The following is a 20,630-nucleotide window of genomic DNA, read 5'->3' as shown; positions in this document are numbered from 1 at the left end:
CGCGGACGCGCTTCCACTTTGATTCAGGAGAAAAACATGTCTTACGACAAAGCCCGTTTCTGGCACCCGATGCTGCACCCCAACGCAATGAAAGAGCGGCCGCCCATCCGCATCGTCCGCGGCGACGGCTGCCATGTGTTCGACGACCAAGGCAGCAAGCTGGTGGACGGCGTAGCGGGCTTGTGGAACGTCAACGTCGGCCACAACCGCGCCGAGATCAAGCAGGCGATCGCCCGGCAATTGGACGAACTGGAGTATTTCCAACTGTTCGACGGCATCTCCCATCCGCGGGCGGAGGAGCTGTCCGCGTTGCTGATCGACATGTTGCGGCAGGAGGATATGGCGCGGGTGGTGTTCAGCTCCGGCGGCTCGGACGCGGTGGAAACCGCGCTCAAGCTGGCGCGTCAGTATTGGCGGCTCAAGGGCCAGCCGGACCGGGTCAAGTTCATTTCGCTGAAGCAGGGTTACCACGGCACTCACTTCGGCGGCGGTTCGGTCAACGGCAACACGGTGTTCCGCCGCAATTACGAGCCGCTGCTGCCCGGCTGCTTCCACGTGGAGACTCCGTGGCTCTACCGCAACCCGTTCACCGAGGACCCGGAGGAACTGGCCGAGATTTGCGCGCGGATGCTTGAGCGCGAAATCCTGTTCCAGAGCCCGGACACGGTGGCGGCCTTCATCGCCGAGCCCATCCAGGGCGCCGGCGGCGTCATCGTGCCGCCGGCCAGCTATTGGCCGAGGGTGCGCGAGGTGTGCGACCGCCACGGCGTGCTGTTGATCGCCGACGAGGTGGTCACCGGCTTCGGTCGCTCCGGTTCCATGTTCGGCAGCCGGCTGTGGGGGGTGAAGCCGGACATGATGTGCCTGGCCAAGGGCATCTCCTCCGGTTATCTGCCGCTGGGGGCCACCGTGGTCAATCAGCGCGTGGCGGACGCCTTCGCCGCCAACGGCGATTTCGGCGGCGTCATCATGCACGGCTACACCTACGCCGGCCATCCGGTGGCCTGCGCCGCCGCTCTGGCCAATCTGCGCATCGTGCAAGAGGAAGACCTGCCGGCAAAGGCGGCGGAAACGGGCGCCTACCTGCTGGAGCGGCTGCGGCCGCTGGCCGAGCGTTATCCGGCGGTGGGCGAGGTGCGCGGCAAGGGGCTGATGCTGGCTCTGGACCTGGTCAAGGACAAAGCCAGCCGGGAGCCCATCGACCCGCAAAGCGGTTACGCCGACAAGGTGGCGGAAATCGCGCGCCGGTCCGGCGCGCTGGTGCGGCCGGTGGGCAGCAAGATCATTCTGTCGCCGCCGCTGGTGTTGCTGCGCGAGCACGCCGATGTGATTGCGACGGCCTTGGAGGCCGGACTGGCCGAGGCCTGAACGGCTGGCCCGGACGGGGAGCAGCCGGCCGCGCCGGCACGCCGCCAGGAAAACAGAGAGCGGCGGCCGGCGCGACGGCGGATGGAGAGGGAGGAGAACCATGTCTGTAAGCGAACGTTTGAGCCGCAGCCTGAGCCGCGGCGTGGTGGGCTTTCCGGTGGCGTTGGCCAGTTCGGTGGGCGTAGTGATGGCCAGCCCGGTGATACTGACCGCCACCAGCGGCTTTGGCATGGCCGGCGGCACTTTCGCCTTGGCGATGCTGATCGCCTACCTGATGATGCAGGCGCAGGCCACCACTTTCGCCGAAGCGGCGGCGATGCTGCCGACTTCCGGCGCGGTTTACGATTACATCAGCGCCGGCCTGGGCCGCGGCCTGGCCATCGCCGGCACCCTGTCGGCCTATCTATTGGTGCATGTGTTCGCCGGCACCGCCGAGACCATTCTGTCTGGCATCATGGCGCTGGTGAATTTCGACCATCTCAACACCATGCTGGAGAAAAGCGGCAGCGCCTGGATGGTGGGCGTGGGCTTGGTCATCGTTTTCGGCGGGCTCAACGCGCTGGGAGTGACGCTGTTCGGCAAGGCCGAGGTGGCGCTGACCTTCGGCATGTGGGCGACGCTGACGGTGTTTGGCGTGGCCGGCCTGCTGCGCGCGCCGGCGGTGGATCTGGGCGGCTGGTTCGGCGCGCCGCTGCGTTTGGACGATCCCGGCTTGTTGCTTAGCCTGGTGGGCATGGCGATGTTCATGTTTGTCGGCGCGGAATTGGTGACGCCGCTGGCGCCGGAGCTGCGCGACTCCGGGCGCGCCATTCCGCGGGCTTTGAAGATAGGGCTTAGCGGCGTGGCCGTCACCATGCTGTTGTACGGCGCGGCCATGGTGCGGCAGGTGGCCAATACGCCGCTGGACCCGGCCCATCCGGACGGGCCAAGGCTGCTGGACACGCCGATGGCGCTGCCGGCCTTCGCCGAGCGGGTGATGGGGCCGTTCGGCAAAATCTGGCTGGGCGTCGGCCTGCTGCTGGCCGGCGCGGCGACGATCAACACCCTGATGGCGGCGCTGCCGCGCATCCTGTACGGCATGGCTCAGGACGGCGCTTTGCCGCGCTGCTTCGCCTATCTGCATCCGCGTTTCAATACCCCGTGGTGCGGCATCGCGGTCGCGGTGCTGATTCCCTGTATCCATGCCTGGCTGATTCAGGGCGATCTGGACCGCATCATGCCCCTGGTGCTGGCCGCGGTCTGTTCCTGGGGCGTGGCCTATCTGCTGGTGACCTTGTCCGTGGTGCGGCTGAGGCTGACGCGGCCGGATTTTCCGCGCGCTTACCGCTCGCCGTGGTTTCCGCTGCCGCAGATCGGCTCCGCGCTGGGCATCGTGCTGGCCATCTGTTTCATCACCCCGCCCGGCATGCAGGCGCGCGACATCTACGTGCCCTTTGGCTGGATGCTGGGGCTGACCCTGGTGTACGCGCTGCTGTGGACCTTGCTGGTGCAGAAGGTCAACCCTTTCCGGCCGGTGCCGCTGGAGCAGATTTTGAACGCGCAGCCTTTGGACGAGGACGAGGCCTTGCGGCGGGAGCTGGAACGTGTGGCCGCGGCTGGCTGAGGCTTGGCGCAGGCCGGGCGGCTATCGTCCAGGCGCGATGCTGACGCGGTTGAGCCTGGACTGGCCCGAGCTGGACAGCCTGGACGCGGAGGACGAAGGGGAGCGGCGTTTTCGGTTTCCGCACGGAGACTGGAGCTTTTCTGCGCGGGAGCGGGTGGAGGCGGGCTGGCTGGCGCATGTGGTGGCCTGCGAGTTCCTGCTGTCGGTGCCCGGCGCGCCGGGCCGCGCGCGCATTCGCCTGCGCCACGGCGGCTTCTGGCGCCGCAGCGGCATCGTCGTTGATTTGCTGGACGGCGATGCCGCGGCGTTGGCGCCCTTGCTGGAGCGCTTGCGCGCGGACGCGGATTTGCGCGTCGCCCTGTCGCCGCTGGACTTCAAGCGTTGCGAGCTGCATGGCGGCCAGGACGGCTGGCAGATACATCTGGAGCCTTACGGCGCCAGCGAGGTGGCTTGTCGGCTGCCGCCGTTGCGGCGTTACATCGGTCTGCGCGGGGTGCAGGGCCTGGCGCTGCTGGCCAGCCTGGCCGCTTGCCGCCGCGCCTTGCTGGCCGAAGAGGCGGGGCGGGGCTAGTCATGAGCGTGTATCGCGAGGGCATCGCTGCGTTCCATCCTCTCTATCCATGGCGACTCGCGGAGGGGCGGACCCTCGCCCGTCGCGTAAACAGGGTCGTGAACAGCTTCTCATTTACGGCGCGGGCAGGTTTTCCAACTCGTCCAGCAACGCCAGCAAGGCCTGCAGCTTGGCAGGGGAAAAATGCGTCTCGATCCGCCGGTAGCAGTCGTTGGACAGCGGGATGATGCGCTGGGTCAGCAGCTTGGCGTGCGGCGTGGGCGTGACGATCAAGCGGCGATTGTCGCTTCGGGCGCGGTGGCGGTACACCAGATCGTCCCGCTCCATGCGCGTCAGGATGCCGCTGAGGCTGGGCGGATGGATGCCGGCGCGCTGGGCGATGTCGCCGGCTTCCATTTCACCGCGCTCAGCCAGCAGGCGCAATACGCGCCATTGTTGTTCCGACAGCCCGTGGCGGGTCAACACCGGTCGAAAGTAGGACATCACCGCTTCGCGGGCGCGCAGCAGGCGTTGCGGCAATTGATATTGATAGGGGCGTTGCGTGGGATCCATGGCGGCTCCTTCGATTCACGTCGCGGGAAGAGGGCGGGGATGACCTGACGATTAAATGAATATATTAACATGACGCCGGCGCTTCCCGCCGGCGAGCTTGACGGCAAATTGGGCCAAAGGAGACTGCGATGTCCTTGCGAGACAAAACCATTGTGATCACCGGCGCGGGTTCCGGCATCGGCGCTGCCTGCGCGCGGCGTTTCGCCGCCGAGGGCGCGCGCGTGGCCCTGGTGGGGCGGCGGGCCGGGCCTCTGTTGGCGCTGGCGGAGGAAACCGGCGGCCTGGCCTTGGCGGGCGACGCCGCGGACTCCGCGGTCTGGGATGATTTTCTCGCGCGAGTCCGCGCGCGCTGGGGGCGGGTGGACGGCTTGGCGGCTTGCGCCGGCGGTCTGGGCATGGGCGCGGCGTTGGAGACCGACGACGAGGCCTGGCGCGCCGCCATGCGCGCGAATCTGGACACCGCCTTCGTCAGCGCCCGCGCCTGCCTGCCGGACCTGATTCGACAGGGCGGCGGCATGGTGTTGATGTCCTCCATCGCCGGCCTGGCGGCCGGACCGCAAGCCTGCGGCTATGTCGTGGCCAAGCACGCCTTGCTGGGGCTGGCCCGGTCGCTGGCGCGCGACTACGGGCCGGCGGTGCGGGTGAACGCGCTGTGTCCGGGTTGGGTGCGCACGCCGATGGCGGACGAGGAGATGCGGCCGCTGATGGCGGCCCATGGCGAAGATCTGGATGCCGCCTATCGGCGGGTGACCGCCGACGTGCCTTTGCGGCGGCCGGCTACGCCGGAGGAAATCGCCGCGATCTGCCGCTTTCTATTGTCCGACGAGGCCGCGATGGTCAGCGGCGCTTGCCTGACGGCCGACGGCGGCGCGACGGCGGTGGATGTGCCGACGCTGGCTTACGCGCGGCTGGAAAGGGAATGAGGCCGGCGCGGGCCTTTAACCGCGAGTGTGGTTGACGACGCTGGCCCGCGCGCCCACCCGGAAGTTGCGGGTGGCGCCGAAATTCCCGTCCTGATAGCCGAAAATCTTGCCGTCGGTGCGCATTTGCTCCAGGTCGATCAAGATCACGCCCAGAGTGGGAATGATTTTTTCGCGCCAGACGAATAAATACAGCCGCTCCGCCACTTGGTAGTAGTGGCAGCGGTCGACGTCGGCCAGGCCGCGCTCCACGCCCTCCAGACAGTGCCAGGCGTAGAGGCCGTCATTCAGGTAAATGTGCTCGTAGCACTCGGTGGGGCTGTAGCGGTAGCGGTTGCGCATGCCGATCAGTTCGCGGCTGGGCGCGTGCGGCGGGACCGCGGCGGCGGGCTGGTTGACGGCGCCGTGGAGGAATTCGACTTCCACCCCGGTCAGCTCCAGCTGGCGCTCCACTCGGTCGAAGGCGCAGATCCGAGTGGCGGCGGCGTCGGGCAGCCGGCCCCGGATCAAGGTGAAGCGGCCGCGCGCCAAGTCCAGGATCAGGCTGAGGGACTGCGTGGCCGGGCCCTGGTGGCGGAAGTCGACGAAATAGACGCCGGGCCGCAAGGAACTGGCGTGGAAGCCGTTCATGTCCGTCAGCGCCGAGGCCAACCCCGGCTGGACAACGGCGACGCTAGCGTCTCCGTCGGGCTCCAGCCGGCAATCCGCGGCGCTGTCGTCGTCGAAGCACAGCCGCAGGCTTTGGCCGTCCAGTTCGGCGCAGCGGGGCAGGGCCAGGCTGTCGGGCGCGAAGCCGTCGGCCAATGCGCCGACCTGGATGAATTCGGGGGTGACGTTGGACATATCGTTTCTCCTTGATGATTGAGCGCGTTCAAAACCCGCGTTGCTCGGCTTGCGCCTCCAACAGGCGAGTCTGCAGCTCGCGCATCGGCGCGCCCGGCTGTTGAGCGACGATCAGTTCCAGCAGCGGATCCTCCACCTCGGTGCGGACGCCGGACAGCGCTTCCAGCGCGGCCAGGCCGCAAAAGGGCACATAGGCTTCGGAATAACCGCCTTCGTGCAGCAGGACCAACCGTCCGTTCGCCTCGGCGTCGGCGTAGTCGGCCAGCTGCCGCGTCATGGAGCGGAAGGTGTCGCTGTGCGCTTGCATCCTGGCCAGCGGGTCGACGGCGTTGGCGTCGTAGCCGCAGGCCACGATGATCAGCTCGGGCCGGAAACGCCGCAGCGCCGGCAGGACCAGCAAGCGCATCGCGTCCAGATAGGCTTGATGGCCGCCGCCGGGCAGCAGCGGAATATTCAGATTGGCGTCCAGGCCGTCGCCCTCGCCGCGGTCCTCGGCTCCTCCGGAGCCGGGCGGATAGCAGCCGTCTTGATGCAGGGAGAGGGACAACACGTCGCCGCGTTGGTAAAAAATCGACTGGGTGCCGTTGCCGTGATGCACGTCCCAGTCCACGATGGCGACGCGGCGTAGGCCGTGGCGGGCGATTGCCAGCTCCGCGGCGAGGGCGGCGTTGGCCAGAAAGCAGAAGCCCATCGCGCCGTCCGCCGAACAATGGTGGCCGGGCGGACGGGACAAGGCGTAGGCCTTGTCGGCCTCGCCGGCAAGCACGGCGTTTACCGCGGCCCAGGCCAGGCCGGCGGACAATTTGGCGATTTCATAGCTGCCGGGGCCGATTGGCGCTTGCGGCCCCAACTCGCCGCCGCCGGCGTCGCTGAGCGCCTTGAAGCGTTGCAGATAGGCGGTCGAGTGCACGCGCAGCAGATCGTCTTCGTCCAGCGGCGGCGCGCTGCGCACTTGCAGCCGGGCGCTGAGGCCGGACACGTCCATCAGGTTCTTCAGCCGGCGTTTGCTGTCCGGGGATTCCGCGTGGCCGCCGCCGGAAGGCGGTTGCACCCAGCCGCCCACCGGCAGAATCTGCGCGTGAGGACCGACGCTGTGCCACAGACAGAGCTCGTCGAAGAAAAACGCGGTGCGGGAGGTCATTGCGTGCTCCTTGCCGTTGCGGGCCGCAGCGTCAGCAACAGGGCCAGCGACAAGGCGGCGAGCCCCATGGAGACGAGCAGCAGGGTTTGCGGGTTTTGGCCGTGGGCCGCCATTAATTCGCCGGCCAGCGACGGCCCCAGCGCCAGGCCGCCGCCTATGGCCAGGTTGACGGTGTTCATCAGCCGGCCGCTGTGATCCAGCGCGGCCAGCGTGGCCAGAATAAAGGGCAGGATGAAGGTCCACGCGTATTTGAAGGCGAGCGCCGCCGCCGCGAAGCGCCCGACGCGCGGCGCGCCCAGCAGCAGCGCCAGCGCCAGCAGCATCAGCCCGTAACCGGCGATCAGCAGGCGGCGGCGTTGACCGCGCCCGCCAATCGCCGCGGCGCAGACGGAACCGGCGATGCCCATCAAGGTGGCGAGGGCCAGCCAGTCACCGCTTTGTTCGGGCGTCAGCCCCGCTTGGCCTGCGATGCTGCCGATGAAGGTCCAGGTGCCGCTCAGGCTGATGTAAAAGCATAAGGTGGCGGCAGCGCCGATCACCACCGGGCGCCAGGGCGGCGTTTTCGCGCCGGCTGGCCCGCCTGGCTTGGCCGCGGAGGGCGGAAACCAGCGAGCCAGCGGCAGGCATAAGGCCATCAGCGCCGCCAAGCTCAGATAACAGGCGGCGATGCCGTAGCGGGCGAACCAGCCCGGAAACAGAACCAGCCCCAAAGCGCCCAGCGCCAACTGGCCGGAGACCCACAGGCCGTAGGCGCGGTCCGGATTGGGGCTGGCCGCGGCGGTGGACAGGCATAGAATCATCAAGGAGCCGCCGGCCAGCGCGCTGAGCAGCCTCAGCGGCAAAAGCTCGGCGTAAGTGGAGGCGAAACAGGAGGCGAGATTGGCGGCGATGAACAGCCCGCCGGCGCAGGCGGCGGCGCGGCGCCAGTCCACGCGCGGCAGCCATAGGTAGGCCGGCAGCGTCGCCAGGCTCATCGCGCCCAGCTCTACGGAGAACAGGAGGCCGATTCGTTCCGGCCCCAGGCCAAACTGAGTGGCCAATTGGCTGGCCAGCGCCGGGGCGGTCATTAGCACTAGCGGCGCGACGGCGGCGAAGGCGATCAGGGCGATCAGGCCGCCGCGGACGGGCTCGGCGGTATGGACGGGCAGGCGAGCGGTCATGTTTCCCCCGGCGGCGTGAGTCGTAAACCAGGCTTACGCTCGCAAGATTCGCGCGGAGGGGCAAGCGGGCGGGCGGCGCTTTGCCGATTTGGGATAGCGGAGACGCAACATGGCGGCGTCAGCGGTTGAGCTGGCGCAGCGCGTCTTGCAGGGCTTTGCGGTATTCAGGGGATTCCCGCGTCTGGGCGATGGCTTCCCAGAATTGGCGGGTCAGCTTGGGGTGGCTATCCGCGAAGTTGTGGGAAAAAATCAGGTAGTAAGGCTTGGCGACCAGATCCGGCCCCACTTTTTCTACTCTATCCCTATAGACCGGGTTGTTCGCCAGCAGGTTGTCGCCGGTCAAGGTGGGCAGGGCCAGGGCGCCGATGCGGCGCGCCAGCAGCTTGTTCAGATTCTGTTCCGGGTTGCGCGAGCTGTCGTCGACCGGCGCGCCCAGCGCCTGAAGCTGGGCGATTACCGAGAAGCCGGTCTGTGCGCCGACGGCGCCGTCGAGATGGCTGAGGCTCTGGCCATTCCATTCCAGTTTAGAGCCTTTCAGCCGGTACAGGCTGTAGCCGTCCAGATGCATGCGGAAGGTCGGGTCTGGCGCGTCGCCCTTCATCGGATAGACGCCGATGCGCAGCCGCTCCGGCTTGAAGCTGATCTCGAACACGCCGTCGATCTGATTGTTCTGCACCTCGCTCAGGCAGCGCACCCAAGCCATTTCCCGGATTTCCAGCTTGATTTTGGTTTTTTGGGCGGAGGTCTTTAGCAGCTGCAGGCTCAGGTTGGGGCCGTTCTGGCTGCGCCATGGCGGGGAATCCATGTCTTCGGTGCACAGCCGCAGGCTGGCGGGGCGCGGTTCGGCCGCGGCGCCGAACGCGAATAGCGACAGCAGCAGGAAGATCAGACGAGCACGAGGCATACGGAGGCTCCGCGACGGGAGGCGGGGTGAGCTTGCTTTAGTTATTTGCGCCGCAACAAAAAAAGGCAAGCGGGAAAAGGACGGGGACAATGCAAAAAGCCGATTCCTCGGAATCGGCTTTTGCTATGCGCCGCGCTGGGCGGCGTCTTGCTGTGAAGCAGTTTTTGGTGGAGGTAAGCGGGATCGAACCGCTGACCTCTTGCATGCCATGCAAGCGCTCTCCCAACTGAGCTATACCCCCGCACCGGCTGCGTTTCACAGTGCTGCGCAGTATATGGCAGCGGCAGGATCGTGTAAATAGCCTCCGCCATTTTTTTTGGATAATTTTCCGGCGGCGGCGCGGCCGCCGGCATAGGAGGGGCCGGGGCGCTCGGTTATAATCCCGGATTCGCCAGCCATACAACAGGAAGCAAGCCAATGTCGGTTGGGCATTACGAGAATTTCCCGGTGGGCTCCATTCTGCTGCCGCGCAGGATGCGCCGCGCCGTGCATGCGATCTACCATTTCGCGCGCTACGCCGACGATGTGGCGGACGAGGGCGACGACGCACCCGAGCTGAGGCTGGCCGAACTGGACCGCCTGGGCGCGGAGCTGGAGCGCATCGGCGCCGGGCACACGCCGGACACCGCCATGATGCGCAATCTGGCGGCGGCCATCGCCGAGCACGGTCTGGACTTGCAGCCGTTTCACGACCTGTTGGCGGCTTTCCGTCAGGATGTGGAAAAAACCCGCTACCGCGATTACGCGGAACTGGCGGATTACTGCCGCCGTTCCGCCAATCCGGTGGGCCGGCTGATGCTGGCCCTCTACGGCGAGAACGACAGGCGCTCGCAGGCGATGTCGGACGGCATCTGCACCGCGCTGCAACTGATCAATTTTCTACAGGATGTAGAGCTGGACTGGCGCAAGGGCCGGGTTTATCTGCCGCAGGAGGATTTGCAGCGCTTCCGGGTGACCGAGGCGCAGATCGCCGCGCGCGACGCCGGCGGCCTGTGGCAGCCGATGATGCGCGCCCAGATAGAACGCGCGCGCAAGATGTTGCAGGCCGGCGCGCCGCTGGGCAAAGTGCTGAAGGGCAGGATGGGGCTGGAACTGAGGCTGATCATTCTGGGCGGCGAGCGCATCCTGAAAAAACTGCACGACTCCGGCGGCGACGTATTCCGCAGCCGCCCGGTGCTGAACTGGCGCGACTGGCTCTATATGTTGTGGCGCGCGGCGCGCGCCAAATAAGAACCTGTTTACGATCTACTACGCGTCGTGGAGCGTTACACGGTGAGTACGGCTTCAAAATGCTCATGTACCGTGTGTACACTCCGCTTTTTCAGCCGCAACGCCTTGTTTCGCCCTTGCTCGCGAGATCGTAAACACATTCGTAAGAACCGCGGCGCGGTGACGATGAATATTATGAGAACGGCGGCCCTCCGCGGCCGCCGCTTGAACAGGAGTGGCGCGTGACGCCTGATCAGTATTGCGAAGACAAGGCAGCCGCCAGCGGCTCCAGCTTCTATTACAGCTTCCGTTTCTTGCCGGAGCCGCGCCGCCGCGCGATTACCGCGCTGTACGCCTTCTGCCGAGAGGTGGACGACGTGGTGGACGAATGCCACGACCCCAACGTGGCTAGCGCCAAGCTGGCCTGGTGGCGCGGCGAGGTCGCCAAGCTCTACCAGGGCGCGCCGGAACACCCGGTGATGCAGGCGCTGCAGCCGCACGCTCGGGCCTTCGGCCTGCCGCAGAGCGAGCTGGAGGAAATCATAGATGGCATGGCGATGGACCTGAGCATGGTGCGCTATCAACGCTTCCAGGACCTGTTGCTGTACTGCCATCGCGTGGCCGGCGTGGTGGGGCAACTGGCGGCGCGCATCTTCGGCTACAGCGACGAGAAGACGCTGGAGTACGCGCACGAGCTGGGCATCGCTTTCCAACTGACCAACATCATCCGCGACGTGGGCGAGGACGCGCGCCGAGACCGCATCTATCTGCCGATGGAGGAGCTGCAGCGTTTCAACTGCCCGGCGATGGACATCTTGCATTACGAGGAAAGCGCGGCGTTCAAGGCCTTGATGGAGTTCCAGATAGAGCGCGCGCAGCAGTATTACCGACAGGCCTGGGACATGCTGCCCGCCGCGGACCGCAAGGCGCAGCGCCCCGGCTTGCTGATGGCGGCGATCTATCGCGCCACCTTGGAGGAAATCAAGCTGGACGGTCCGGCCAAGGTGCTCAATCAGCGGCTGTCGCTGACGCCCATCCGCAAACTGTGGCTGGCATGGAAAACCTGGACTTTCGGCTACCGGGCGTGAGCCGATGATGAGCAAGCCGCGCGTTGCCGTGATCGGCGCCGGCTGGGCCGGGCTTGCCGCCGCGGTGGAGCTGGCCGGCCGGGCGGAGCTGACCGTGTTCGAAGCCGGGCGCGAGCCGGGAGGCCGCGCGCGCCGCATCGGCGTGCGCGGCAGCCGGCTGGACAATGGCCAGCACATTCTGATTGGCGCGTACCGGGAATGCCTGCGGCTGATGGCCGCGGTGGGCGTGGACGAGAGCCGGGCCTTGCTGCGCCTGCCGATGAACTGGCGACGCCAGGGCGGCATCAGCCTGAGCTGTCCGCGTCTGCCGGCGCCCTGGCACCTGGCGGCGGGCCTGCTGACGGCGCGCGGCATAAGCTGGCGCGACAAGGCGAGGCTGGCGCTGGCCTTGCAGCGTTTGAAAGGACAGGGCTGGCGGGTGGCGCCGGATTGCGCGGTGGCGCAATGGCTGACGCAGCAAGGGCAGTCCGAAACGCTGATCCGAGAATTCTGGCGGCCGCTGGTGCTGTCCGGCCTCAACACGCCGCCGGAACAGGCGTCGATGCGGGTGCTGGCCGCGGTGCTGCGCGACAGCCTGGGCGCGGACCGCGCCGCCAGCGATCTTTTGCTGCCCAGAGTGGATTTGTCCGCTTTGTTCCCTGAGCCCGCCTGGCGGTGGCTGGCCGAGCGCGGCGCGGATCTGCGCGCCGGCCGGCGCGTGCGCGGCGTGGCGGCGGATTCAACGGGGGTGAGCGTGGACGGCGAGCGTTTCGACGCCGCCGTGCTGGCGGTGGCGCCGTATCACGCGGCGGAACTGACGGCGGATCCAACGCTGCGCCAGTTGACCAATGCTTATCGTTATTGGCCCATCTACACCGTCTATCTGCAGTTTGAGGGCGCGGTCCGCTTGCCGGCGCCGATGTGCGCCTGCAGCGGCGGCGTCGGCGACTGGCTGTTCGACCGCGGCGCGCTGATGGGCGAAACCGGCTGGGTGGCCGCGGTGATGAGCGCGCCGGAGCATCTGGACGCGCTTTCGCAAGAGGAACTGGCTGCTCTGGTGGAGGCCGACGTGCGCCGGCTTGATCCGCGCGCCGGCCGGCGGCTTGATTTCCGGGTGCTGGCGGAGCGGCGGGCCACTTTTGCCAGTTTGGTCGATATGAGGCGACCGGCGCAGCCAAGCCCGGTACAATCGCTTTATTTGGCGGGAGATTGGACGCATGCTGATTATCCTGCCACTTTGGAGGGGGCCGTCCGAAGCGGCGTCGCAGCCGCCCGCGCGGTGATTGGAAGACTGTGAGCCATCCGGCGGCCGCAGAGGCGCGCCGCCGATGGCCCTGATTACAAGATAGCGAAAAAAATGACGACAGATATCGCCTCTAACGCATTCAAGGACCGCGTGGTGCTGGTCACCGGCGCCACCCAGGGCATAGGCCGCGAGGCCGCGCTCACTTTGGCGCGGCACGGCGCCACCGTGGTGTTGCTGGCTCGCAGCGTCAAAGGCCTGGAGAAGGTCTACGATGAAATAGCGGCCGCCGGAGGGCCGGACCCGGCGGCGGTGCCGCTGGACCTGCTGAAAGCGGCGGAGGGCGATTTCAACAATCTGGCGATGATGATCAAGCGCGAGTTGGGCCGTCTGGACGGCATCTTGCATTGCGCTTCCCATTTTTACGCGCTGTCGCCGCTGTCCAATCAGACGGTGGAAGAGTGGATGGACCAGTACCGGATCAATACCGTGGCGCCGTTCGCGCTGACCCGCGCTTGTCTGCCGCTGTTGAAGGAGTCGCCGGACGCGGCGGTGCTGTTCGTGGGCGAAACCCACGCGCTGCACCCTGCGCCGTACTGGGGCGGTTTCGGCGCGTCCAAGGCCGGCCTCAACTATCTGACTCAGGTGGCGGCCAACGAATGGGATGTTTACCCGCAGTTGCGCGTCAACCAACTGATTCCGGGGCCGGTGAATTCGCCTCAGCGGAACCGCACCCATCCGGGCGAGGACAAGTCCGAACGCGGCAATCTGTCCGAACTGATGCCGCATTTGCTGTACTGGCTGGGGCCCGCCAGCCAGGGCCGAAGCGGCGAGATCGTGGAACTGGATTTGCGCGCCCGGCGCGCTTGAGGGGAAGGGGCGAGGCATGAGCATAGGGCGATGGCTATGGTTGCCGCTGCTGCTGGCGTTGACCGGCTGCAACTGGGTGGGCAACGTCACCGGCTTGACCAAGGACGCCAATAAGGCGATAGGCGCTGCCTGCCGTCAGACCGGCCGTTCGCTGGAAGAGTGCTATTTGCGCAATCCCGAAGCCGACAAGGCGGCGATCTACGCCGGCTGGCGCGAGATGAACGAGTACATGGCCAAGAACAAGCTGGACACCATGGAACCGCCCAAGGAAGCGTCCACCCCCGCCGGCATGCCGGCGCCCACCGCCAGCAGCCACGGCGCCGCGTCCGCGCCGGTGGAGAAATCCAGCGCCAATATCTCGCCCTCCGGCCCCAGGCCGCTGAGCAACGAAGAGGCCGAACGCGCCGCGCGCACCGATCCGCAAGTGGAAGCGGTGCTGGCGGCCATTCGCAACAAGCCCGCCGGCGAAGGCGGGGAAAAATCCAAGGCGGCCTCCGGCGGGGAGCCGGAGCAGAAACGCCTGCTCAACATCATCAATGAACTCAATAAGAACAGCCCTGCGCCTGGTTCGCACGGCTGAGCCCGTCCACTTCTTTCCGTTGTCCTGATGGCAAAAATCAAAACCGTTTTCAGTTGTGCCGAGTGCGGCGGTCAAACGCCCAAATGGCAGGGCCAGTGCCCGCATTGCAACGCCTGGAACACCTTGACCGAGGCGGTGCAGGCCGCGCCGGTGGCCAACGCCCGTTTCCAGTCCTGGAGCGACAGCGCCACTCAAGTGCAGAAGCTGTCCGATGTGCAAACCGAGGAAGTGCCGCGGGACCCGTCCGGCATCGACGAACTGGACCGGGTGCTGGGCGGCGGCGTGGTGCGGGGCGCGGTGATTTTGATCGGTGGCGATCCCGGCATCGGCAAATCCACGCTATTGCTGCAGGCGCTGTCCGAGATTGGCGCGCGCCGCAAGGTGCTCTACGTGTCCGGAGAGGAATCGCCGCAGCAGATCGCGCTGCGCGCGACCCGGCTGGCGGTAGCCACCGAGCGCGTTAACCTGCTGGCGGAAATCCGGCTGGAAACCATCCTGGAAACACTGAAGCGCGAGCGGCCGGAAGTGGCGGTGATCGACTCCATCCAGACCCTGTATACCGACCAAGTGACGTCGGCGCCGGGTTCGGTGTCCCAGGTGCGCGAATGCGCGGCGCAACTGACGCGGATGGCCAAGCAGACCGGCATCACCATTTTGCTGGTGGGACACGTCACCAAGGAAGGTTCGCTGGCCGGCCCGCGCGTGCTGGAGCATATGGTGGACACCGTGCTGTATTTCGAGGGCGATTCCCACTCCAATTACCGGATGATACGCGCGATCAAAAACCGTTTCGGCGCGGTCAACGAGTTGGGCGTGTTCGTGATGACGGACCGCGGCCTCAAGGGCGTGTCCAACCCCTCCGCCATCTTTCTGTCTTCCTACCGGGACGACGTGGCCGGCTCCTGCGTGCTGGTCACCCAGGAGGGCAGCCGCCCGCTGCTGGTGGAGATCCAGGCGCTGGTGGACGATTGTCACGGCTTCCAGCCCAAGCGCCTGACCGTGGGTCTGGAACAGAACCGCCTGGCCATGCTGCTGGCCGTGCTGCACCGCCACGGCGGCGTCGCCTGCTTCGACCAGGATGTGTTCCTCAACGCGGTGGGCGGGGTCAAGATCAACGAGCCGGCGGCCGACCTGGCCATCATCCTGGCCATGGTGTCCTCCTTGCGCAACCGGGCGTTGCCGGAAAAGCTGGTGGTGTTCGGCGAAGTGGGCCTGGCGGGCGAGGTGCGCCCGGTGGCGCGCGGCCAGGAGCGCTTGAAGGAAGCGGCCAAGCTCGGATTCACCCGCGCCATCGTGCCGCAGGCCAACCGACCGCGCCAGCCGATTGAGGGGTTGCACGTGATTGCGGTGGAGCGGCTGGATCAGGCGGTGGAGTTCTGCCGCGAGTGAGCGGCAAGAAAGCGAATGGCGAATGATAGAAGACCGAGACATAGAAGCGGAGCGGCCCTACCTGTTCCGCTACGCGCTGGCGCAACTGCGCGAAAAAGACGCCGCGGACGAGGCGGTGCAGGAAACGCTGCTGGCGGCGCTGGAATCCAGGGCCTCCTTCAGCGGCAAATCCACGCTGCGCACCTGGTTGACCTCCATCCTGCGTTTCAAACTGATTGACGCCTTGCGCCGCAAGGGCAAGGAAAAACTGTTCGAATCGCTGGAGGACGAGGCTGACGATAGCGATTTTGACGGTCTGTTCAGCCGCGACGGCCACTGGCGCGAGCCGGTCAAGGCCTGGAGCGGGCCGGAGCAATCCCTGGTCTCGCGCCAGTTCTGGGAGGTGTTCGAACAGTGCTCGGAAGTGATGCCGCGCCGCACCGCGATGGTGTTCGTGATGCGCGAGGTGATGGGCATGGAGATTGCGGAGATCTGTAAGAATCTGGAGATCACCGCGACCAACTGTTCCGTATTGCTGTATCGCGCCCGCATGAGCTTGCGGGAGTGTTTTTCGATCCGCTGGGGCCGGGAGGCTAGCGTATGAAGTTGAGTTGTCGTCAGGCCAGCCGTTTGATCTCGGCCTCTCAGGACCGTCCCTTGAGTCAGTGGGAATACGTGCGTCTGCGCGTGCACCTGTTCATGTGCGGCAATTGCCGCAATTTCTCGCAGCAGCTCAAGCAGTTGAGCGAGGCCGCGCGCAGGGCGGGGCGCGGCGAGTAGTCGTTTATTTGAAGTACAGCGACCAACCGGCCTTCTGGCCGGTTTTTTCTTTCCCGCGGCGCGGGATAAAAAGAAGCCGGCGAAAGCCGGCTTTTAATTTCAAGGGTGGTAAGAAAAACTCAGCGCTTGCGCTTGCCGCCGCCGCTCTTGGCCGCCGCGCATTGATGCGGGCAGGCGGCGCATTGGCTGTCGTTGAGGCCGGCTCCGGTGAGCGATTGCTTGAGCGCACAGACCGATCGGCGGCAGGCGATGAAGCGGATCTGGTTTTCCGAGGCCAGCTCGCGGAAATGGCGCATCACGTTGTGCCCGAGAAAATCGGTGAACAGGATCAAGAGGTCGGTGCCGGCCGGCAGGCGGTCCACCTTGCGTTGGTGCGAGCTGTTGCGGCCGCTGACGTGACGATGAATGTTGATGCCGAAATCGCGCAGCACATCCGGAATATTGCCGAGGGTATCGGCTCCCACAAGCATGGCATTCATTGGACATCCCTCCTGGGTGAATTTTTAGAAATGATAATCGTTATCATTTAGCAGGTCAATCACAAACTTTGAAAATGGCAATCAGGACAGGGGTGGACTGTGGCGGATCGGCTGCCGCGTTTAAGCCGCGCCGCTTGCTCTGGCAGGGCGGCGGAAGGATTTGCATGAGCCTGGCTCATGCGGGGGCTGGCGCGCTGTAGCTTGTCGAGCTCGGCATTTTTGCGCTCAACCCGACGGGTGGGCCGGGTTTAGATAGCGACATCCAAATAACTCATGGCTGGTGCAAGATTTTTACATGTAACAGGTATTGAAAACAAAGAATAAGAAGTATTTACACTGCGGTGGTTTTAACGAAATTGCAAAAAAGCAACATGACTATGGGATTTACGCATGCCTTTTTTTTGTAGTTACTGCTCTAAATATGCATTTAGTCTTGACTGGCGATTGATTCCGATTTCCGGTTAGACGCTTGTTTAATAATGGTTTTGAGTCGTTAAGAAGTATTGCTTCAAACATAGTGCCTACTCGCTCTGAAGATGGCGGGAGGTTGCCGCGGAAAAGTTTATTGACGCTGGTCATGATTAATTCGCACACTCGGATCGCCTTCGGTTCAGATCAAAAAATGAGCACGACGATGCTCTCGATAGAGCCATAAACCCGACGAGGTCAGTGGCCAAATGAACTTACAAGGGATTGGAGAATCATGAATTGTCGCAAGAAGAAAATCGCGCTGGCGCTCGCCATGCTCGGTGTCGGCGCCGCGTCTCTGGCTTACGCCGACGACAACAGCGCCACCCTGGACCGGGTGGAAGTCACCGGCTCCAACATCAAGCGCTCCATCAAGCAGGAGCAGGCCGCCCCCGTCACCATCATCCGAACCGAAGACCTGAGCAAGCAAGGCCTCAACACCGTTGAGCAGGTGGTCAACAGCCTGGCGGCCAATCAGTCTACCCAGGGCGCCAGCGCCGCGGTGGGCGACAGCAACGGCGGCGCGTCCTACGCCAATCTGCGCGGGCTGGGCAGCCAGTACACGCTGATCTTGCTGGATGGCCGCAGACTGGCCAATCAGCCTATGGACGGCTACGCCGTCGACCTCAACGCGATTCCGCTCAGCGCGGTGGAGCGGGTGGAGGTGCTGCGCGACGGCGCCTCGGCGATTTACGGCACGGACGCCATCGGCGGCGTGATCAACTTCATCACCAAGAAGAGCCTGACCGGTTTCAGCATCGGCGGCGACCTGCTGGACCCGAAGCACGGCGGCGGTCACGAGAAGTCGGTCAACGGCTCTTTCGGCATCGGCGATCTGAACAAGGACGGCTACAACTTCTACGTGGCGGCCAACTACCACAAGGCCAACCCCGTATTCGCGGTGGACCGCTCGTTCGCCATTCCCAAGAAACCCCGTCTCAGCACCTACGCCTATCCGGTGAATATCCAGAAGCCGGACGGCACCATGGTGAACATCGGCTATCCGGCGTGCAGCCCGCCGTACTCTGTGTCTTCCGGCGGCATGTGCAAGGAGAACTACGCGCTGTTCGCCGGCATCCAGCCGGAAATCGAGCAGGCCTCCGCCGTCGCCAAGGGCGCGCTGCGCATTGGCGACAACCACGAGCTGTCCCTGCAGTACCTGATCTCCCGCAACAAGAACACCTCGTCCATCCAGCCCGGCCCCACCCAGTTGACGGTGGGCGACGTGACCTATCCCAACGGCGACGTGCTGTATGGCCGCTCCATCCCGCTGGGCAACCGCGTCAACGAGGGCGACGGCACCGCCCAGCGCTTGATGCTGAACCTGGAAGGTCTGGTGGCCGGCTGGGATTACAAGGCAGGTCTGGGTTGGTCCGAGTCCTACGCCAAGAACGTGGTGGTGGGCGGCTATCTGAGCAATAGCAAACTGCAGTCCGGCATCACCAGCGGCAGCTTCGATCCCACCGACACTTCCGTCGCTGGTCAGGCCGCCTGGAAGAACGTCGCGGTCACCGGCACCGCCGACACCGCCAAGGCCACGGTGTATTCCGCCGACCTCAAGGTCAGCAAGGAAGTGTTGCAGCTGCCGGCCGGCATGATGGCGGTGGCCTTCGGCGTGGAGGCGCGCAAGGAGAAGCTGAGCCACGACTACAACTATGAGGTGTCGCAGGACGCGGTGGGCCTGGGCCTGGACGCCGCCAAGTCCGCGGCCGGCCAGCGCAACGTCAACGCCTTGTTCGCCGAAGCCGACATTCCGGTGGTGAAGAACCTGGAAGCGCAACTGGCGGTGCGTTACGACCGCTACAGTGACTTCGGCAGTTCGGTGAACCCCAAGGTGGCCTTGCGTTACCAGCCCATGCCGCAGCTGATGCTCCGCAGTTCGGCCAGCACCGGCTTCCGCGCGCCGTCGCTGTACGATGTGAACCAGCCCAATCAGGTGGTCAACTCCGCGCAAGGCTATTACGACCCGACCTACTGCCCCAACGGCGTGGCCCAGCCCGGCGCCGGCCCCAAGGCCTGCGACGGCACCTTGCAGCGCAATCTGATGACGGGCGGCAACAAGGGTTTGAGTCCGGAAAAATCGTCCTCCCTGTCTTTCGGCATCGTGATCGAGCCGGTGAAGAACCTGACCGCCAGCGCCGACTTCTGGTGGACCATGATCCACGACACCATAGGCACGGTGGACGAGGCGGTACTGCTGGATCCGGCCAACGCCGCCAAGTACGCCGGCCTGATGAGCCGCGACGCCAAGAACGACTTGAACTACATCTCGTCGCAGACCCTGAACCTGGGCACCACCAGCGCTTCCGGCATCGATCTCAAAGTGTCGTGGGCTTCGCCGCGCACCGCGGTGGGCAGCTTCAACATCGGTCTGGACGGTACTTATATGACCAAGTACCAGTACCAGGTAGAGAAGGGCGGGGCTTATCACAACAGCCTGGGCGTCTTCGTCGACACCGCGCCCACCTTCCGCTGGCAGCACAACCTGAACCTGGGCTGGGCTCAAGGGGCCTGGAGCGCCTTGTTGGCTCAGGACTACAAATCGGGCTACACCGACCAGGACCCGTCGCACAGCGTGCGGCCGTACTCCACCTGGAACTTGTCCGGCAGCTATGTCTGGGACAAGAAGCTCACGCTGACCGTGGGCGCGCGCAATCTGTTCGACCAGGAGCCGCCGGTCAGCAATCAGCAGAAGACCTTCCAGCAGGGCTACGACCCGCGCTTCACCGACCCGGTGGGCCGAGCCTATTTCGCCAAGTTCAACTACAAGATGTGATGCGCCGATGTCGTACGAACCTGTTCAAAGCCCTGCGGCCGAACGCGGCGCAAGACGCGCGCGCCGCGTGAGGTCCAAGGGGCTGCGAACGGGATTCAACGCGGTTTCCGGCGGGCGTCAAGCCCGCCGGCGCCGCGGCAGCAAGGGCCCGCTCAAGGCCCGCGCGGTGTGGCCGAACCTGGTTTCGGCGGCCGGAGCGGAGCGGGGCGGGCTTGAGGAGTCGTAGCGAAGAGTAGCGGCACGCAGTTTGTGCCATGTGGCAACAGTGGCAACCAGTCCGTGATCCACGCCCAGACCGTTCACAAGACGGCGCGGGTCCAAGAGCCTGTTCAAAACCTCGCAAGCGGCGAAAGCCGCGGAGAAGGCCGGATGCGTCGCAGACGGTGAACAGGTTCCAAGATGCGGATGTTGTTGAATAACGGGTACCAAACATGACGAGCATCACAGCCAGAGGAATCGGCGGTCCCCCGCCCAAGCGCCGCATCGCGGGCTTGGTCGGCGTGGTCGTCTTCCATGCACTGTTGATCTACGCGCTGGTGTCGGGCCTGGCCCAGGGCGTGGTCAAAGTGATCCAGCAAAAAGTGGAAGTGGCGGTCATTAGCGAACCGCCGCCGCCTCCGCCGCCCCCTCCGCCCAAGATCGAGAAAGTGGTGCAGCCCACCGCCGCGCCCAAGCCGCAGGCCTATGTGCCGCCCGTGGTCAATCCGCCGCCGGTCACCTCCACGGCT

Annotated in this window: 19 protein-coding genes, 1 tRNA gene and 1 pseudogene; 14 read left to right on the top strand and 7 right to left on the bottom strand. The window is 65.3% G+C overall.

Annotated elements, in window-relative coordinates; all coding sequences use genetic code 11:
* Nucleotides 1–36 precede the first annotated feature (36 nt).
* The 3 genes from MOV80_RS07750 to MOV80_RS07740 all read left to right on the top strand — a co-directional run bounded on the left by MOV80_RS07750 (nucleotide 37) and on the right by MOV80_RS07740 (nucleotide 3,542).
* Nucleotides 37–1,368: an aspartate aminotransferase family protein gene (locus tag MOV80_RS07750; RefSeq protein ID WP_249604977.1), complete on the top strand. Its 1,332-nt coding sequence runs from the start codon at nucleotides 37–39 to the stop codon at nucleotides 1,366–1,368.
* Between the two features lie 100 nt (nucleotides 1,369–1,468).
* Complete coding sequence (locus MOV80_RS07745) at nucleotides 1,469–2,971, top strand: APC family permease (RefSeq protein ID WP_039754208.1); 1,503 nt, start codon at nucleotides 1,469–1,471, stop codon at nucleotides 2,969–2,971.
* Entirely contained in the window at nucleotides 2,952–3,542 is a 591-nt protein-coding gene (locus MOV80_RS07740) for a DUF3156 family protein (RefSeq protein ID WP_249604976.1), read from the top strand. The genes MOV80_RS07745 and MOV80_RS07740 overlap by 20 nt, the downstream gene beginning before the upstream one ends.
* 114 nt (nucleotides 3,543–3,656) lie before the next feature.
* Here the strand turns inward: MOV80_RS07740 and hpaR are convergent, their stop codons facing one another.
* On the bottom strand, nucleotides 3,657–4,094 hold the full coding sequence (gene hpaR, locus MOV80_RS07735) for a homoprotocatechuate degradation operon regulator HpaR (protein WP_249604975.1): 438 nt from the start codon (nucleotides 4,092–4,094) through the stop codon (nucleotides 3,657–3,659).
* 128 nt (nucleotides 4,095–4,222) lie between these two features.
* Here hpaR and MOV80_RS07730 point away from each other — a divergent pair, with 128 nt between their 5' ends.
* Complete coding sequence (locus tag MOV80_RS07730; RefSeq protein ID WP_249604974.1) at nucleotides 4,223–5,017, top strand: SDR family oxidoreductase; 795 nt, start codon at nucleotides 4,223–4,225, stop codon at nucleotides 5,015–5,017.
* A 15-nt stretch (nucleotides 5,018–5,032) separates the two neighbouring features.
* Here the strand turns inward: MOV80_RS07730 and MOV80_RS07725 are convergent, their stop codons facing one another.
* From MOV80_RS07725 to MOV80_RS07705, 5 genes are all read right to left on the bottom strand, one after another.
* Nucleotides 5,033–5,857: a MoaF C-terminal domain-containing protein gene (locus tag MOV80_RS07725; RefSeq protein ID WP_249604973.1), complete on the bottom strand. Its 825-nt coding sequence runs from the start codon at nucleotides 5,855–5,857 to the stop codon at nucleotides 5,033–5,035.
* Between the two features lie 28 nt (nucleotides 5,858–5,885).
* Nucleotides 5,886–6,998 (bottom strand): class II histone deacetylase, encoded by a 1,113-nt coding sequence (locus MOV80_RS07720; protein WP_249604972.1) that lies wholly within the window; start codon nucleotides 6,996–6,998, stop codon nucleotides 5,886–5,888.
* Nucleotides 6,995–8,158, bottom strand: coding sequence for an MFS transporter (locus MOV80_RS07715; protein ID WP_249604971.1), 1,164 nt, complete (start codon nucleotides 8,156–8,158; stop codon nucleotides 6,995–6,997). The genes MOV80_RS07720 and MOV80_RS07715 overlap by 4 nt, the downstream gene beginning before the upstream one ends.
* 118 nt (nucleotides 8,159–8,276) lie before the next feature.
* Complete coding sequence (locus MOV80_RS07710) at nucleotides 8,277–9,062, bottom strand: transporter substrate-binding domain-containing protein (protein WP_019100817.1); 786 nt, start codon at nucleotides 9,060–9,062, stop codon at nucleotides 8,277–8,279.
* A 165-nt stretch (nucleotides 9,063–9,227) separates the two neighbouring features.
* Nucleotides 9,228–9,303 (bottom strand) — tRNA-Ala (locus MOV80_RS07705).
* A gap of 176 nt (nucleotides 9,304–9,479) precedes the next feature.
* On the opposite strand from MOV80_RS07705, the gene hpnC reads away from it, so the two are divergent.
* The 8 genes from hpnC (at nucleotide 9,480) to MOV80_RS07665 (ending at nucleotide 16,179) form a co-directional block, all read left to right on the top strand.
* Nucleotides 9,480–10,292 carry a squalene synthase HpnC gene (hpnC, locus tag MOV80_RS07700; protein WP_019100818.1) on the top strand — a complete coding sequence of 271 codons (813 nt, stop codon included), beginning with the start codon at nucleotides 9,480–9,482 and terminating at the stop codon, nucleotides 10,290–10,292.
* Nucleotides 10,293–10,513: 221 nt separating this feature from the next.
* On the top strand, nucleotides 10,514–11,359 hold the full coding sequence (hpnD, locus tag MOV80_RS07695; RefSeq protein WP_107732423.1) for a presqualene diphosphate synthase HpnD: 846 nt from the start codon (nucleotides 10,514–10,516) through the stop codon (nucleotides 11,357–11,359).
* Nucleotides 11,360–11,363: 4 nt separating this feature from the next.
* Nucleotides 11,364–12,635: a hydroxysqualene dehydroxylase HpnE gene (gene hpnE, locus MOV80_RS07690; RefSeq protein WP_232060402.1), complete on the top strand. Its 1,272-nt coding sequence runs from the start codon at nucleotides 11,364–11,366 to the stop codon at nucleotides 12,633–12,635.
* Nucleotides 12,636–12,695: 60 nt separating this feature from the next.
* Nucleotides 12,696–13,451 (top strand): SDR family oxidoreductase, encoded by a 756-nt coding sequence (locus MOV80_RS07685; protein WP_043590022.1) that lies wholly within the window; start codon nucleotides 12,696–12,698, stop codon nucleotides 13,449–13,451.
* A 16-nt stretch (nucleotides 13,452–13,467) separates the two neighbouring features.
* On the top strand, nucleotides 13,468–14,031 hold the full coding sequence (locus MOV80_RS07680; protein ID WP_039756482.1) for a hypothetical protein: 564 nt from the start codon (nucleotides 13,468–13,470) through the stop codon (nucleotides 14,029–14,031).
* A 27-nt stretch (nucleotides 14,032–14,058) separates the two neighbouring features.
* Nucleotides 14,059–15,420 carry a DNA repair protein RadA gene (gene radA, locus MOV80_RS07675; protein ID WP_019104010.1) on the top strand — a complete coding sequence of 454 codons (1,362 nt, stop codon included), beginning with the start codon at nucleotides 14,059–14,061 and terminating at the stop codon, nucleotides 15,418–15,420.
* A gap of 22 nt (nucleotides 15,421–15,442) precedes the next feature.
* Complete coding sequence (locus MOV80_RS07670; protein ID WP_019104009.1) at nucleotides 15,443–16,003, top strand: sigma-70 family RNA polymerase sigma factor; 561 nt, start codon at nucleotides 15,443–15,445, stop codon at nucleotides 16,001–16,003.
* Nucleotides 16,000–16,179, top strand: coding sequence for a zf-HC2 domain-containing protein (locus MOV80_RS07665; protein ID WP_019104008.1), 180 nt, complete (start codon nucleotides 16,000–16,002; stop codon nucleotides 16,177–16,179). The genes MOV80_RS07670 and MOV80_RS07665 overlap by 4 nt, the downstream gene beginning before the upstream one ends.
* Before the next feature lie 119 nt (nucleotides 16,180–16,298).
* Here MOV80_RS07665 and MOV80_RS07660 read toward each other — a convergent pair whose 3' ends face one another.
* A complete protein-coding gene (locus tag MOV80_RS07660; protein ID WP_019104007.1) occupies nucleotides 16,299–16,658 on the bottom strand; it encodes a DUF2325 domain-containing protein in 360 nt (119 codons plus the stop codon).
* 703 nt (nucleotides 16,659–17,361) lie between these two features.
* Between MOV80_RS07660 and MOV80_RS07655 the strand changes: the two genes are divergently transcribed.
* The gene (locus tag MOV80_RS07655; protein ID WP_019100425.1) at nucleotides 17,362–19,902 is read left to right on the top strand and encodes a TonB-dependent receptor; all 2,541 of its coding nucleotides are present in this window, start codon (nucleotides 17,362–17,364) and stop codon (nucleotides 19,900–19,902) included.
* Nucleotides 19,903–20,333: 431 nt separating this feature from the next.
* Nucleotides 20,334–20,630 (top strand): annotated as a pseudogene (locus tag MOV80_RS07650) (hypothetical protein); the annotation flags it as partial.

It is taken from the genome of Chromobacterium sp. IRSSSOUMB001, from assembly GCF_023507765.1.
Classification (GTDB): Bacteria; Pseudomonadota; Gammaproteobacteria; order Burkholderiales; family Chromobacteriaceae; genus Chromobacterium; species Chromobacterium haemolyticum.
Note: the sequence above shows the minus strand (reverse complement) of the source record. Positions and strands in the feature narration are given on the sequence as shown.